The sequence below is a fragment of the Christensenella sp. genome, assembly GCF_034927525.1.
In the GTDB taxonomy this organism is placed as follows: Bacteria; Bacillota; Clostridia; order Christensenellales; family Christensenellaceae; genus Christensenella.
The window spans coordinates 1-14,847 of record NZ_JAYFPU010000214.1; the positions used below are offsets into that span (position 1 = coordinate 1).

Sequence of the window (14,847 nt, forward strand, 5' to 3'; positions counted from 1 at the left end):
AGTGAATGCCCACCGACCACCCATTTTTCGATTTGCGGATAGCTGTCGATCACGCCGGCTGCGCCGCCGACATTGAACACCGCGAGGTCAAACGGCATTTTGACGATTACGCATAGCACGCCCTGCTCTGCTAAGTCCCGCGCAAACATGGCGTATGCGTCCGCATCTACCTTGCCACCCGGATAAAAAATGAAACCGTCCTGCGTCTGCGCTTCCGGCGCAAAAGTGATCGTTTTTGTATCCTGCGTCACCGTTACGCCGTTACCCGTCTGCATGGCCTGCTTTGCCTCCTGCGTGGCGGCATAGTTGCCTGTGCACAGGTAAATGAGCATCGCGGCAACGACCGCCGCGACAACAATCAGGATTATAATTTTTGTGCGTTTCTTTTTCATGTCACTCTCCGTCATTTGCTTCCCTTTATTGTAGTGCAAAACGATTGTTTCGTAAATAAAACAATACCATTTTTTGTTGGATATCAAACACTTTTCCAGAAAATATATGTTTTAATGTGTAGTTCCTGTTATTATATATTATAATAGATTATTTTTAGGAAGAAGGGAGACGCGTATGGTTACATTGCTCATACTTGCTGCGGTCGTCCTCCTTTTGTGTGTTTTTTCAAGCAAGCTTTTGTACCGTTTTGGTATTCCTGCCTTGCTTATTTTTTTGGTGTTGGGAATGCTTTTCGGTTCGGACGGGCTGGCGGGCATCCATTTTGACAATTATTCGCTGGTGGAAACGATCAGCGCTTTCTGCCTGATCTTCATCATGTTTTACGGCGGGTTCGGCACCAACTGGAAAACCGCAAAACATGTGATCGCGCCTTCTATCTGGCTGGCAACGGCGGGCGTCGTCATTACGGCGGTGCTGGTGGGCTGGTTCAGTTGGATCGTTCTGAAAACGACGCTTCTCGAGGGCATGCTCATCGGCGCGGTCGTAGCCTCTACGGACGCTGCTTCCGTGTTTTCCATCCTGCGTTCGCGTAAATTAAACTTAAAGGGCGGCCTTGCCTCTATGCTCGAGGTGGAAAGCGGCTCTAACGACCCGATCGCTTATATGCTGACCATTGCCGTACTTACGATGATGTCTGTCGGCGGGGAAAATGCTATCGTTCCTATGGTCGTAATGCAGCTTGTATTTGGTCTCGGCCTTGGTTTTTTGCTCGCGTTTCTTTCCAGCTTTATCCTCAAACGGATCAACTTTGAAATTGAGGGGCTGTATACCATTTATGTCGTCGCTGTCGTCATACTCGGCTACGCGCTGTGCCAGCTTATTGGCGGCAACGGATACTTGTGCGTATACATCATGGGCATCGTACTCGGCAATACCAAAATAAAACACAAACGAACGCTCGTCCACTTCTTTGACGGCATTTCGTGGATCATGCAGATGATCTTGTTTTTCATGCTTGGGCTGCTCTCTTTTCCGTCGCAAATCCCGGCGATCCTCATTCCGGCAGTGCTTATCTCGCTGTTCCTGATCTTTGTGGCGCGGCCTGCCGCTGTGTTCGGCATACTGAGCTGGTTTAAATTTCCCACCAAAGAAAAGCTGTTTGTTTCGTGGGTGGGCATGCGCGGCGCGGCATCTATCGTGTTTGCCATCTTTGCCATTACGTTTGGCGTAGGCATCAATAACGATATTTTCCACATCGTCTTTTTTGTGGCGCTGTTCTCCGTTGCATTGCAGGGCACGCTTACGCCGCTGCTTGCCAAAAAACTCAAGCTGGTGGAGAAAAACAACTCTGTCTTTAAGACGTTCACCGACTATCAGGACGAGGCGGAGATGCGCCTCATTGAGGTGAGCATCGACGCGCGCAATCCATGGAACGGAAAAACGCTCAACGAAGCGGATATCCCGGAGGGTGTGCTTGTTGTGATGGTTAAGCGCAAACGCAGGAACATCGTGCCCAACGGCTCGACCGTGCTCAAAACAGGAGACATCCTTGTTCTGAGTGGTGAAAACTTCGACGAAATCCCGCTGTAGCAAATACGCCCGGACACAAATAAAGGTTGAGTTTTGCGCTGGTTATCGTTATTATTAAAGGTGTATGGAAATTTATTTTTAGGAGATATCATATTATATGTTTAAGGTTAATCAGAATTTTGCACGGTTACAGGGCAGCTATCTGTTTTCCGAGATCGCGCACCGTGTAGCGGAATATACCAAAGCGAACCCTGATCGGGAGCTGATACGCCTCGGCATCGGCGATGTGACGCGTCCTCTGTCGCCCGCGGTACTACAGGCGATCGATGCGGCAACACAGGAAATGGCAGACGCAAAAACGTTTATGGGCTATGGCCCGGAGCAGGGTTATGAATTTCTGCGCGCGGCAATCCGCCAGGGCGACTATGCGGCGCGTGGCGTGGAAATCGGCCTTGATGAAATCTTTGTCTCGGACGGCAGCAAGTGCGACACGGGCAACTTCCAGGAACTTCTTTCCCCCGACGCACGTGTGGGCGTGACCGATCCGGTCTATCCTGTTTATGTCGATACCAACGTGATGGCGGGACGCTCGGGCGAATTTGATACGTCTGCGGCAAAATTCAGCAGTATCACTTACATCCCGACCACGGCGGACAATAACTTTGTGCCCGCCCTGCCGCAGGGCAAAGTGGACGTGATGTATCTTTGTTCCCCCAACAACCCGACGGGTACGGCGCTCACTAAGGCACAGCTTAAGGTGTGGGTCGACTGGGCAAACGAAACGGGTGCGCTCATTCTCTTTGACGGCGCATATGAACGGTTCATTACAGATAAGGACGTGCCGCACAGCATTTACGAGATCGAAGGCGCGAAGACATGCGCTGTCGAATTCCGCAGTTTTTCCAAGACGGCGGGCTTTACCGGTACGCGCTGTGCATACACTGTCGTCCCCAAGGAGCTTTTCGGCGAGGACGAAAACGGCGACAAAGTGAACTTGAACGCAATGTGGCTGCGCAGGCACACGACAAAATTCAACGGCGTTTCGTACATCGTACAACGCGGCGCGGCGGCGATCTACACAGCAGACGGCAAAAAACAGGTAGAGGATACGATCAGGGGTTACCTTGCGAACGCAGCGATCATCAAAAGCGGTTTGGCAGAGATCGGCATCACCTCGTACGGCGGGGTCAATTCGCCTTATGTATGGCTCAAAACACCGGACGGCCTTACAAGCTGGGAATTCTTTGACAAGCTTCTTCGTGAGGCAAATGTGGTCGGCACGCCGGGCAGCGGATTTGGCAGCGCGGGCGAGGGATATTTCCGCCTGACTGCTTTCAACACGAAGGAAAATACTGAAAAAGCCATCGAACGGCTTGCGAACTTAAAATAATTTTTGAACGAGGTAGAAATCATGAAAATTGCATTCTTAGCGGCGGCAAATTCCCCGCATACGATCAAATGGGCAAACGTTCTTGCGGACGGCAACGAAGTGAGCGTACTTTCCCTTCCGGAGGACAAGGACAGCTTTAATGAATTGAATGAAAAAATCACCGTCACCTATCTTGACGCATCCGCTGCGCAGGGCGGCCTCAAGAAAAATGCAGGACAGGTCAAGACGATTCTTGCTTCCGGCAATTTCGGCGCGGTGAACGCCATCGGCGCAACGACATACGGCGTGCTGGCGGCAAAAGCAAAAGCGCCGCACACGGTGCTGACCGTTCTCGGGCCGGACATCTATGCAAGCGTAGACCTTGGGAAAAAAGGTCTTGTTGCAAAGAGCTTTAAGCACGCTGAAGCGATCATCGCCGCAGCGCCCAACATGGTGACGCGCTTAAAGCAGCTGTTTAAAAAGGAAAAAAATTATTTTGTCGCTCCGTTCGGCGTAGACCTTGGCGCGTTCCAGAAAAAAGCTGTAGGCAAAAAGGAAGGGACGATCTGCTTTGGCTCCCTAAAGGCGCTTGAATACGGAAACGGCGTTGATATGGTCATCGAGGCTTTTGCAAAATTCCTGCAGAAGGCAGCAGGCGAAGCGACGCTTAAGATCGTCGGTACGGGCACAATGGAAAGCAGCTTAAAGCAGCAGGCGCAAAGCGCCGGCATCGCTGATAAGATCGAGTTTGTCGGTTATGTGCCGAATGCACAGATGCCCGACATGATAAACAGCATGGACGTGACCATACAGATGAGTGCCACAGAAGCGTTCGGCGTGACAGGTATCGAATCTATGGCGTGCTGCGTACCCGTTATTGCTTCGGACACGGTCGGCGCGAGCGAGTATATCTTAAACGGCGTGACAGGGTACCTTGTGAAGGTGAACAATACCGACCGCTGCTGTGAATGTATGCTTGAGCTGCGTGACAAAGCGGCCCGCGAACATATGGGGCAGCTTGCGCGTAACGACATGGAAGAATCTTTTGACCTTGCGAAGAATAAGGTAAAATATGAAGAAGCGCTGCGCAGTGTTGCCGCGCGCGTACAGTAGAAACGAATCAATAGGAGTGACCGCATGGAAAAGTATCCTCTGAAACAGATCGAGCATTTACGGGATTTTAGGGAACTGCTGCACCACGCAAAAAAAGCGTACGATGGACGGGACATCTTCCGTCTGCGCACGGCAGAAGGCGGTGTGGAAGGTATCGGTCACGGCCGGCTGATGCGGGACTTAGACGCGCTGGGAAACATGCTCGTCTCCCTTGGCCTTACGGGAAAGCATATTGCCATCATTGGGCCGACAAGCTATGAATGGCTGCTTTCCTACTATACCGTTTTATGCGGACTTGGCGTTGTCGTACCCATCGACAAAGAGCTGCTGGACGATGAGATCGCGAACATCCTTTCGGACAGCGGTGCTGCCTGCCTGATCTATTCCCACGAATATGCGGATACCGTACAAAACATCCGCGGCGGTCTTGATACCGATCAATATTATATCGACATGAACGGCGATACCGGTACGCACGATTTACAGGAGCTTGTGAAAAACACGCAGGACAACGGCTACGCTACCTTACCCATCGACCCCCACGCGATGTCCGCGCTGCTTTATACGTCGGGCACGACCGGTAAGAGCAAGGGCGTTATGCTTTCGCAAAGCAATATCTTATGTGCTTCCGAAGGCGGCTTGAGCCTTCTTGATATTGGTGAGGTGTGCATGTCTGTGCTGCCCGTGCATCACTCGTTTGAGAGCACGCACGGCATCACGATGATGATCGAGAATGGTACGACGATCTGTATCAACGACAGCTTGCGCCGTTTTCTCGAGAATATGCAGCTGTTTCAGCCTGAGTCGATTTTTTTAGTACCGCTTTTTGTGGAAATGATGTACGCAAAAATTTGGGCAAACGCGCGTGCTGCGGGTCAGGCAGACGCTCTGGCTGCATTGATCGAAAAAAGCAACGCGGAGCTTGCGCAGGGTATTGACAACCGCGACGTGTATTTTAAGAACATCCACGATGCGTTTGGCGGAAACTTGAAGCTTCTTTTGTGCGGCGGCGCGCCGCTCTCAAAGCACCTCGCGCGCGCATTCCGCGAGATGGGCATCTTGCTTTTGCAGGGCTATGGCATTACGGAGTGTTCCCCGCTTGTCTCGGTCAACGCGAATTGGCACCATAGGGACGGTTCGGTCGGGCTGCCCATCGCCTGCTGCAAGATCGATGTGCGTGATAAGGACGAGGACGGCAACGGTGAGATTTGGGTCAAGGGCACCAATGTCATGCTTGGATATTATAAGAACGAAGAAGGTACACGCGAGGTCATACAGGACGGCTGGTTCAATACCGGCGACATCGGCTATGTTGACGAGGATGGATTTTTGTTCATCACCGGACGCAAGAAAAACCTGATCGTGCTTTCCAACGGCAAAAATGTGTATCCTGAGGAGATCGAGGGATATCTGATGCGTATTCCCTATATCAAAGAGGTCGTGGTCGTCGCCCCTCTGGTAGACGGACATAGCGAGATCGCGCTGCATGCTGAGATTTTTGTAAACGAGGACTATACGGCAGAGCATACGCCCGAGGAGATCGGTCGCAATCTGGAGAAGGACATCGCGAACGTCAACAAAACGCTGCCCACCTATAAGCACGTGAAGGATTTCAACGTGCGCGACAAGGAATTCGAAAAAACGACCAAAAAATCGATCAAACGCTTTACCGTACAATAAGGGGGTAACATAAAATGACTACAGTAAGTCTTGCTGCTGTGCAGCAGCTTTTAGCGACAGCGTCGCCTGTTGATCCGGAGGATATTACGCCTGACAAGCATCTGGTCAGGGATTTGGAGCTGGATTCCTTCTCTCTGATGGACGCTGTTCTTTCCTTTGAGCGAGAATTTAACATCGAGATACCGGACAGGGACCTTCGCTTGTTTGATACTGTTCAGGACGTGCTGGTCTATCTTGAAAAGAAGACAGGCGCTGCGCCCGAAGCAGCAAACGCATTTTGAATTTATTTGCAATCGATACAGCACCGCTGTGCAAAAAAGACCGCTATGCGGTCTTTTTTAATGAATCGCTTTCAATGCCCCTCGTTTGGGAGTAAAATAAAAGAGATCGGCAAATAGATGCGTGGAGGGATGTTATTGTGAGTATCATTACGGTTGTGGGCGCGGGTATGATGGGGACTGCCATTTCTTTTCCCGCAAGCGATAACGGAAACGAAATACGGCTGGTAGGCACGCCGCTTGACAGGCACATCATCGAGCATGCGCGCAAAACGGACGAACATTTGACGCTCAAGCGCAAGATACCGGACGGCTTTTCTTATTTTCAGATCGAGCAGCTTGATGAGGCGCTCAAAGACGCCGACCTGCTGGTGAGCGGCGTATCGAGCTTTGGTGTGGATTGGTTTTTGGAAGAAATATTATCCGTGATCCCCGAGACGCTGCCTGTATTGATGGTGACCAAGGGTATGCAGGACACGGAGGATGGCGGCCTGATCCCTTATCCGCTTCTTTATGCGCAAAAGCTTGACCGCAAGCTTTCGCTTTACGCGGTGGGCGGCCCATGCACCAGCTACGAGCTTACCGACCACGACCCCACGCAGGTATGTTTTTGCGGAGGGGATATGGAAACCCTGCGAAAGATCAAATCTATGTTTGAGACAGACTATTACCATGTCAGCCTTTCTACGGACATCGTGGGCGTTGAATGTGCGGTCGCGATGAAGAACGCGTATGCGCTGGCGGTGACGCTTGCCGTCGGGCTTTCGCAGCGTACGGAAGGCGTGGACGGTAAGCAGCATTACAACTCGCAGGCTGCGCTTTTTGGGCAAAGCATCCGCGAGATGCGTAAGCTGCTTGCGCTTGTGGGCGGAGGCGACGACAACCTCGTATATGGCGCAGGCGACCTTTACGTCACGATATTCGGCGGGCGCACGCGCTACATCGGTACGCTTCTTGGGCGCGGCCTAAGCTTTGAAGAAGCGATGGCTGAGCTTGAGGGCGTGACGCTTGAATCTATCGTGATCGCCACGCGCACGGCGCGGGCGGTTCGCGTGCTGATTGAAAGAGGCAAGGTGCGCAGCGAAGACTTTCCCCTGCTTTTGCATGTGGACGACATCATCAACCACAAAAAAGCGGTGGATATCCCGTGGAGCAGCTTTGAGGTGGAAACATATCTATGAAAAGAAATATTTTCCTGATCAACTGTGCCGCCGCTTTTTTGTGGATGGCAATGTATTCATACGTGCCGACACTGCCTGCCTTTGCGAGCTCGCTCGGCGCTACGGCGGTCATGCTCGGCGTGATCGGCGGCGCGTACGGCGTGATGCAGATATTGCTGCGCATCCCTCTAGGCATCGTGTCCGACAAGACCGGTAAAGACAAGTTACTGCTCATAATCGGCTTTGTGATCCTGACGCTTTCCGCGGTATTGTTCATCTTTTCCTCTACCGTTGAAACAGTGGTCTTTGCGCGCGGCGTGGCGGGGGCGGCTGCTGCGTGGTGGGTGATCATTTCTGCCTCTTATGCCAAATACAACGACGAAGCAAAGCAGGTAAAGGCGCAGGGCATATTGAGTGCGTCTTCCAGTATGGGAAAGGTTCTGGCCGCGCTTCTTGGAGGCATTACCGCCCAGTTTTTCGGCCTGCGCGCGCCTTTTTATGTGGCACTCATCGCGGCGCTTGTAGGCCTTGTTTCCATGTTCTTCTTAAAAAAGCCGACAACGCGCGAGACGCGCACGCCGCCTACCGCCAGTGAGCTGCTTTCTCTTTTGAAAAACAAAGACCTTATGATCATTTCGGGATTGTGTATTTTCGCGCAGCTGCAATGCTTTGCCGTGCCCACCTATTTTACATCTGTGGCCGCGGAGAATATTGGCGCAGACCCCGGACAGCTTGGCAGCCTGACGCTTGTTTATTTCCTGACTGTCGGCCTCGTCTCACTTTTTGTCGGGGGTCGCTTTTATCAGAGGATCGGCGGTATCAGAGTCGTAGTCGTCGCTTTTGTGCTGTGCGCGGTTTCGTGCATTCCGTTTTTCTACCATGTGAATCTTTCTGTCATCTATGTGATGCAGGTCGTGGCCGGTATTGGCTATGGCATTCTGACCTCCGCGCTGGCAGGTTTTGCCATCAAGGCTGTCGCGCCGCACCAGCGTTCCACCGCGACAGGCATATTCCAGTCCGTTTATGCGATCGGTATTTTTGTCGGCCCGGTCATTGCCGGCGGCGTGATCGAGGCTGTATCCTTTGACGTTGCTTACTGGGTCGTCGGCATCATAACCGTCGCAGCGGCTGTTCTGTCCGGCGTTCTGATCCCCAAAAAATACGGTGAAATGTAAAAATTTTAATTTCCTCTTGTTTTATTCCTGTTAATAGGGGTATTATAATTTTAATAAATCTTTCAAATGAAAAAATAAACGGAGGAAACGGTTATGTCAGATACTACTTCCAATACATGGAAATCCAAGGAGACCATCCGGCTCGTATTGAGTATCGTGCTGCTTGTGATCGGTATTATTTTACTCGCAGCGCCGCAAGCGGCAATGGTGGGCATCGTCATCCTGATCGGTGTCGTTATGCTCGCATACAGCGTTATCTCGATCTTTATGAATCTCAGCAAACGCAACAAGGGGGACGATTCCAGCTTTGTTGTGCCTATCATCGTATTGGTCGTCGGTATTTTGCTGCTCATCTTCCGCGACGGCGTCGCCAATGTGCTGCTCCCCATCATCATCGGCATCTGGGCGATCGTAACGGGGATCATGAGCCTTACGGACGCATCGAGCTTAAAGCATGCTGGGTCTTCCTCGTGGCGCGTCCCGACCATTACCGGTATCGCGGCGCTCGTGCTTGGTATCATCATCCTGATCGGCATCGCGACCACAAACGTTGTGGGTATTTTGCTTGGCGTCTGCTTGCTCATTTACGGTATCATCAGCATCGTGGAGTGGATCGTTGTGGCAACCGCGAAAAAGAACATCTAAACCGTTACTTAAAAAACCGGCAGGGCTTTTGCAGCCTTTCCGGTTTTTTTACCACATTCTATTCAACCAACGGTTGAGTTTTTCATCTTTTTTCGCTGATCCGGTTATTGTGCCTTATGACGGGGCATGGTATAACAAGAGTGTAAGACAAAGGAGTATGAATGGAATCTTGCATAGCGACCAACATTGCGCGGCTCCGCAAGCAAAAGGGGCTCACGCAGGAAGCGCTCGCAAATAAGTTGAATATTTCGTTCCAGTCCATTTCCAAATGGGAAAACGCGCAGGCACGGCCCGATCTTACGCTTCTGCCCGCGCTTGCGGACGCGCTTGATACCAACATCGATTTTCTGCTCGGTTACCACAAAAAGCAGTTTACGATGTATGAGGAATACTACCAGTCTGACGAGTATTATTGGGGTATTGCGCCAGACCCGATGTGCTATGACGTTCTGCGGCTACGGCCGCCCTTAAAGCCGCTTCGCCTTTTGGATGTTGGCTGCGGCGAGGGACGCGACGCTGTGTTTTTTGCCAAAAACGGTTATCATGTGAGTGCATTTGACATCGCAAAGACCGGCCTTGAAAAGGCCAACCGCTTAGCGGATGCGCACCAGGTATATGTCGATTTTTTTGCGGCAAACCTCAAGGATTTTCGGTTGGAACAAGATTTTGACGTGATCTTTTCCACAAACGGCGTGTTCAACTATATGGCGCCGGAGATCCGCAAGGAATTGCTTCTTGACTATCAGGAGCACACCGCGCCGGACGGCATCCACGCCATCAACGTGTTTATCAAAAAACCGTTTATCGCGATCGCGCCGGACATGGAAGATACAGAATATTTCTGGCGTTCGGGTGAGCTCTTTTCCAGATATGCGGACTGGCGCTTCTGCCGGTGCGACGAGACTGTTTACGACTGCGAAAGCAGCGGCGTACCACACAGGCACTGTATGGATACGCTGATTGCACAAAAATACACTGCTAAGACTTAAAAAGCCGAAACCCTTCCCAGAGTTCGGCTTTTTAAGTTCTATCTTTTAGTACACTGCTATCTGAAATACTTTACGCCGCTTTCGAATATCTTTTGATCGTATTCGCCGGGCACGTTTTTCGCGATATATTTTCCAGCGCGTTCCGTGTGTCCCATTTTTCCCAATATGCGGCCGTCAGGACTGGTGATCCCTTCGATCGCGTACATTGAGCCATTGGGATTGTATTCGATGTCCATGGACGGCACGCCCTCAAAATCCACATACTGCGTCGCGACCTGTCCATTTTTCAAAAGTGTCTTGATTTCTTTTTCTGTGGCCACGAAGCGACCTTCGCCGTGTGACACCGCCACGGTATGAACCTCGCCCGGCTCGCACAACGAAAGCCAGGGGGAGTTTGCGCTGGTGATGCGCGTCCTGACCATGCACGATACATGCCTGCCGATGTTGTTGTACGTAAGCGTGGGCGAATCGTCCTCCATGTCCCTGATTTCCCCGTAGGGCACAAGGCCAAGCTTGATGAGCGCCTGGAAGCCATTGCAGATGCCGAGGATCAGTCCGTCGCGGTTTTTGAGCAACTGGTGTGTTGCTTCCTTGATGCGCGGGTTCCTAAACATCGTTGCGATGAACTTGCCGCTTCCGTCCGGCTCGTCGCCGCCCGAAAAACCGCCGGGCAGCATGATCATCTGTGCGTGTGCGATCTCCGCCTCCAGCTCGCGAATGCTCTCATCGACATCCTGCGCGCCCATGTTGCGCATGATGACCACACGCGGGATCGCGCCTGCCGTCTCAAAGGCCTTTGCCGTATCGTATTCGCAGTTTGTGCCCGGAAACACCGGGATGACCACGCGCGGGATCGCCGTTTTGTAACGGCTGACCACAATGTTCTTTTTCTGATATAGCGGCGTTTCTATGCTTCCGCCATCCTGCGTCTTTGTCGCAAATACCGATTCAAGCGGCTGCGTATAGGCAGCAAGCGCTTCTTTGAGCGGGATGCTTTCGTCCATCACCTCGATGAACGGCTCTTCGCGTATTTCGCCCTTGATCGGAAAATCTTCGTCGTGGATACATGGGGATTCCACCAAGATCGCGCCGTAGTTTTTGGCAGTCAGCCTGTCTAAGCTCTGTGAGAACAGCTTCACGCCGAGGTTGTTGCCGAACGCGCATTTTGCAGCGCCCGCAAGCACACCGCCGCGCGTAATTGCGTACGCCGAGACGACCACCTTGTCCTGTATCATCTTGTGAAGCTTCTCATATTTACGTTTCACGTCTTCAAAATCCGGTAGGCCGTTTTTGTCGCGCTTGATGTCCATCAGGTAAAGCTTGTTACCCGCCTGCTTGAACTCCGGCGTGATCACGTCTCTTGCCGCGACCGGCGCCACACAGAACGAACACAGCGTGGGCGGAACGTCGATATCTTTGAAGCTTCCGCTCATTGAATCCTTGCCGCCAATGGCAGCGATGCCCAGTTCGCGCTGTGCATGGTACGCGCCCAGCAGTGCGCCGAGAGGCTTGCCCCAGCGCTGCGGATCGTCATGCAGCCGTTCAAAATATTCCTGCAGCGTGAGCCACGCTTCTTTCCTGTCGCCGCCTGCCGCAACGAGCTTTGCCACGCTCAGCAAGACTGCGTATACCGAACCCGCGAACGGGCTTTTTTCCATCAGATAAGGATCCAGCCCATAGCTCATGAGCGTCGCCGTTTTGCTGTCCGCGCCGTCGCACGGTATTTTCGCGCACATTGCCTGCACGGGCGACAGCTGCCGCACACCGCCAAGCGGCATGGTCACGCTGCCTGCGCCGATCGTGGAATCGAACATCTCCTGCAGGCCCTTTTGCGAGCATATATTGAGATCGGAAAGCAGGGAAAGCAATGTCTCCTTCGCTGTTTTTTCTGTTTTCTCACCAAACATATTTTTTGTATCGAACTGCATGACCTTTGCATGTGCATGCTGCGTCGCGCCGTTCGTATCCAAAAATTCGCGGGAGATATCCACGATATTTTTATCGTTCCAGAACAGGCGCATACGCCCTGTGTCTGTCACGCGCGCAACAAGTGTTGCTTCCAGGTTTTCGCCTGCCGCCAGCGCGAGCACGCAGTCTAAGTCCTGCGGGCGGATCACGATGGCCATGCGCTCCTGTGATTCGGAGATCGCAAGCTCTGTTCCATCGAGACCTTCGTACTTCTTGGGTACTGCGTCAAGATCGATATCAAGCCCTTCCGCCAGCTCGCCGATCGCCACGCACACGCCGCCTGCGCCAAAATCGTTGCAGCGCTTGACCATTTTGGAAAACTTCATATTGCGGAACAGGCGCTGCAATTTCCGCTCGGTGAGCGGATTGCCCTTTTGTACCTCTGCGCCGCATTTTTCGATCGATTTTTCGTCGTGCGCCTTGGACGACCCTGTTGCGCCGCCACAGCCGTCACGGCCTGTGCGCCCGCCGATCAGTACAATCAGATCGCCTTCTACCGGACATTGGCGGATGACCTGCTCTGCCGGAGCGGCAGCGATCACGCCGCCGATCTCTAAGCGTTTTGCTTTATAACCTTCGTGGTAAATCTCCTCTACAAGACCGGTCGCAATACCGATCTGGTTGCCATAAGAGGAATAGCCGTGCGCCGCTTCTCTCGTGATCTTTCGCTGCGGCAGTTTAAATTCCATTGTATCCTTCAAGCTTTCGCGCGGGTCTGCGCTGCCTGTGACGCGCATTGCCTGATATACGTACGACCGCCCTGAAAGCGGGTCGCGGATCGCACCACCAAGGCACGTTGCCGCGCCGCCGAACGGCTCGATCTCTGTCGGGTGGTTGTGCGTCTCGTTTTTGAACATGATCAGGTAATCTTTGTCGCCTTGGTCTGTCTCGATCTTCTGCTTGATGGAGCAGGCGTTGATTTCTTCCGAATCGTCAAAATTCTTCAGCAGGCCGGCACGCTTTGCCTCGCGCACGTAAGCGGTCGCGAGATCCATCAGGCAAACGTCCTTTTCCCTGCACATTTTCCTGCGTGCGTCGAGATAGTCTTCGTAGACGTGCTCCGCTTCTTTTGAGATCGGGTCGCTTGCGAACTCCACCTTGTCAAGCGCGGTGGAAAACGTTGTATGGCGGCAATGATCCGACCAGTAGGTGTCGAGCACCTTGAGTTCTGTGATCGTGGGGTCGCGTTTTTCCGATTTAAAATAATCCTGCGCGCACAGCATGTCTTCTTTTGTCATGGCAAAGCCGTTTTGCACGGTAAATTCTTCGATCTGTTTTTTGTTCATTTTGATGAACCCGTCCATCACCGCAACTTCGGTGGGGATTGTGAGATCCATCTCGAGCGTATCGTATTTATCGAGCGTGGCTTCGCACGAATCCACAGGGTTGATGACGTAATCTTTGATCGTTTGGAGCTGGTCTCCCGTCACGCCTTTGATGAAATAAATTTTTGCAAAACGCACATTAGGGCGTTCCTTGCGCGTCAACAGCTGCACGCACTGCGCCGCGCTGTCTGCGCGCTGGTCGTACTGGCCGGGCAGATATTCCACAGCAAACACACAATAGCCTTTTTTGTCCGGCATATCCTCACGCGTCACCGTATCGACCGCCGGTTCGCTGAACACATTTGTGATCGCGGCCTCAAAATCCTCATCGTCAATACATTCCACGTCGTAGCGGTTCAAAATCCGCACTTGCGTGACCGGTACGCCAAGGTTTTGCTTAAAATCTGCGGCGCGCGACTGCGCTTCCACATCAAAGCCCTTTTTCTTTTCTACAAATAATCTTTTTACGCCTGTACTCATTGCAACGTCCCCCGCTCGAAGTTGGTTTGTTTTATCAGCTTCCATTATACCATAGACCGCCTGCGGTTATAAATAAGTAAACAATAATATATAGACCGGAATCGTCAGGAACGAAAGCAGTGTGGTGACCGCGATGCTGCGTGTGGCAAATTCCGTATCTGCGCCGGATATCTCCGCAAAGATCGCCGTTGCGACCATCGCGGGCAGGCTCATCTGGATGACCAGTACTTCCGTTGGGATCTGCGGCAGGCCGAAAAGCGCGGCAACCGCCAGCATGATGAGCGGCGCCGCCACAAAGCGTCCTACGACGCTGAGCGAGATGCCCCTGTCCATCTTTTTCAGGCAGGAAAGACCCGCGCGGTGCAGTATCATTCCTACAAAAAGCAGCGCAAGCGGCGACGTGATATCGCCGATGTAGGTGAGCGCGGAATCTAAAAATACGGGCAGCTGCACACGCAGCAGTACCAGCACAAAGCCAAGCGCCACCGCGATCATGGGCGGCTGGAATATTTTTTTTATGATCTGCTTGCCCGTAAAGCATTTCTTGGGCAGGCTTCCCGTGCCCGCTGCCTCGCAAGCGATGTACATGCCGTCGCGCGCGATCTCCACGAAACCTACGCTGTTCATGAACGTGGTATTGGCCATGTAATAAAACAGCGCGAACACGAGCGATCCCTGTCCGAAGATCGCCGTCGTGACCGGCAGGCCGATGTAGACAGAATTAGAAAAAGAAAACAGCGCC

General features: G+C 52.4%; 12 protein-coding genes. 9 read left to right on the forward strand and 3 right to left on the reverse strand.

The features are described from left to right. Positions 1-392 (reverse strand): alpha/beta hydrolase (locus VB081_RS08925; protein WP_323400477.1); only part of this gene is annotated, 392 nt, incomplete at its 3' end. A 175-nt stretch (positions 393-567) separates the two neighbouring features. Between VB081_RS08925 and VB081_RS08930 the strand changes: the two genes are divergently transcribed. The 9 genes from VB081_RS08930 to VB081_RS08970 all read left to right on the forward strand — a co-directional run bounded on the left by VB081_RS08930 (position 568) and on the right by VB081_RS08970 (position 10,332). After that, complete coding sequence (locus VB081_RS08930) at positions 568-1,983, forward strand: potassium/proton antiporter (RefSeq protein ID WP_323400478.1); 1,416 nt, start codon at positions 568-570, stop codon at positions 1,981-1,983. Between the two features lie 97 nt (positions 1,984-2,080). Then, positions 2,081-3,313 carry an LL-diaminopimelate aminotransferase gene (locus tag VB081_RS08935; RefSeq protein WP_323400479.1) on the forward strand — a complete coding sequence of 411 codons (1,233 nt, stop codon included), beginning with the start codon at positions 2,081-2,083 and terminating at the stop codon, positions 3,311-3,313. A 21-nt stretch (positions 3,314-3,334) separates the two neighbouring features. Further along, positions 3,335-4,405, forward strand: a complete 1,071-nt coding sequence (locus tag VB081_RS08940; RefSeq protein WP_323400480.1) for a glycosyltransferase family 4 protein — start codon at positions 3,335-3,337, stop codon at positions 4,403-4,405. 24 nt (positions 4,406-4,429) lie between these two features. Continuing rightward, on the forward strand, positions 4,430-6,085 hold the full coding sequence (locus VB081_RS08945; RefSeq protein WP_323400481.1) for an AMP-binding protein: 1,656 nt from the start codon (positions 4,430-4,432) through the stop codon (positions 6,083-6,085). Between the two features lie 14 nt (positions 6,086-6,099). Continuing rightward, positions 6,100-6,366, forward strand: a complete 267-nt coding sequence (locus tag VB081_RS08950) for an acyl carrier protein (protein WP_323400482.1) — start codon at positions 6,100-6,102, stop codon at positions 6,364-6,366. A gap of 137 nt (positions 6,367-6,503) precedes the next feature. Further along, positions 6,504-7,544 carry a glycerol-3-phosphate dehydrogenase gene (locus VB081_RS08955; RefSeq protein WP_323400483.1) on the forward strand — a complete coding sequence of 347 codons (1,041 nt, stop codon included), beginning with the start codon at positions 6,504-6,506 and terminating at the stop codon, positions 7,542-7,544. After that, entirely contained in the window at positions 7,541-8,698 is a 1,158-nt protein-coding gene (locus VB081_RS08960) for an MFS transporter (protein ID WP_323400484.1), read from the forward strand. Before VB081_RS08955 ends, VB081_RS08960 begins: the two co-directional genes overlap by 4 nt. Before the next feature lie 93 nt (positions 8,699-8,791). Beyond that, positions 8,792-9,343 carry an HdeD family acid-resistance protein gene (locus VB081_RS08965; protein ID WP_323400485.1) on the forward strand — a complete coding sequence of 184 codons (552 nt, stop codon included), beginning with the start codon at positions 8,792-8,794 and terminating at the stop codon, positions 9,341-9,343. Positions 9,344-9,504: 161 nt separating this feature from the next. Next, positions 9,505-10,332, forward strand: a complete 828-nt coding sequence (locus VB081_RS08970) for a helix-turn-helix domain-containing protein (RefSeq protein ID WP_323400486.1) — start codon at positions 9,505-9,507, stop codon at positions 10,330-10,332. 56 nt (positions 10,333-10,388) lie between these two features. On the opposite strand, the gene VB081_RS08975 is transcribed toward VB081_RS08970, so the two are convergent. After that, complete coding sequence (locus tag VB081_RS08975; protein WP_323400488.1) at positions 10,389-14,105, reverse strand: phosphoribosylformylglycinamidine synthase; 3,717 nt, start codon at positions 14,103-14,105, stop codon at positions 10,389-10,391. Between the two features lie 66 nt (positions 14,106-14,171). Then, positions 14,172-14,847, reverse strand: a 676-nt coding sequence (locus VB081_RS08980; RefSeq protein WP_323400487.1) for an AEC family transporter, incomplete at its 5' end; no start/stop codon positions are given.

Coding starts and splice junctions, on each gene's coding strand:
- VB081_RS08930 (WP_323400478.1), top strand. CDS start 568: ATGGTTACATTGCTCATACTTGCTGCGGTCGTCCTCCTTTTGTGTGTT.
- VB081_RS08935 (WP_323400479.1), top strand. CDS start 2,081: ATGTTTAAGGTTAATCAGAATTTTGCACGGTTACAGGGCAGCTATCTG.
- VB081_RS08940 (WP_323400480.1), top strand. CDS start 3,335: ATGAAAATTGCATTCTTAGCGGCGGCAAATTCCCCGCATACGATCAAA.
- VB081_RS08945 (WP_323400481.1), top strand. CDS start 4,430: ATGGAAAAGTATCCTCTGAAACAGATCGAGCATTTACGGGATTTTAGG.
- VB081_RS08950 (WP_323400482.1), top strand. CDS start 6,100: ATGACTACAGTAAGTCTTGCTGCTGTGCAGCAGCTTTTAGCGACAGCG.
- VB081_RS08960 (WP_323400484.1), top strand. CDS start 7,541: ATGAAAAGAAATATTTTCCTGATCAACTGTGCCGCCGCTTTTTTGTGG.
- VB081_RS08965 (WP_323400485.1), top strand. CDS start 8,792: ATGTCAGATACTACTTCCAATACATGGAAATCCAAGGAGACCATCCGG.
- VB081_RS08970 (WP_323400486.1), top strand. CDS start 9,505: ATGGAATCTTGCATAGCGACCAACATTGCGCGGCTCCGCAAGCAAAAG.
- VB081_RS08975 (WP_323400488.1), bottom strand. CDS start 14,105: ATGAGTACAGGCGTAAAAAGATTATTTGTAGAAAAGAAAAAGGGCTTT.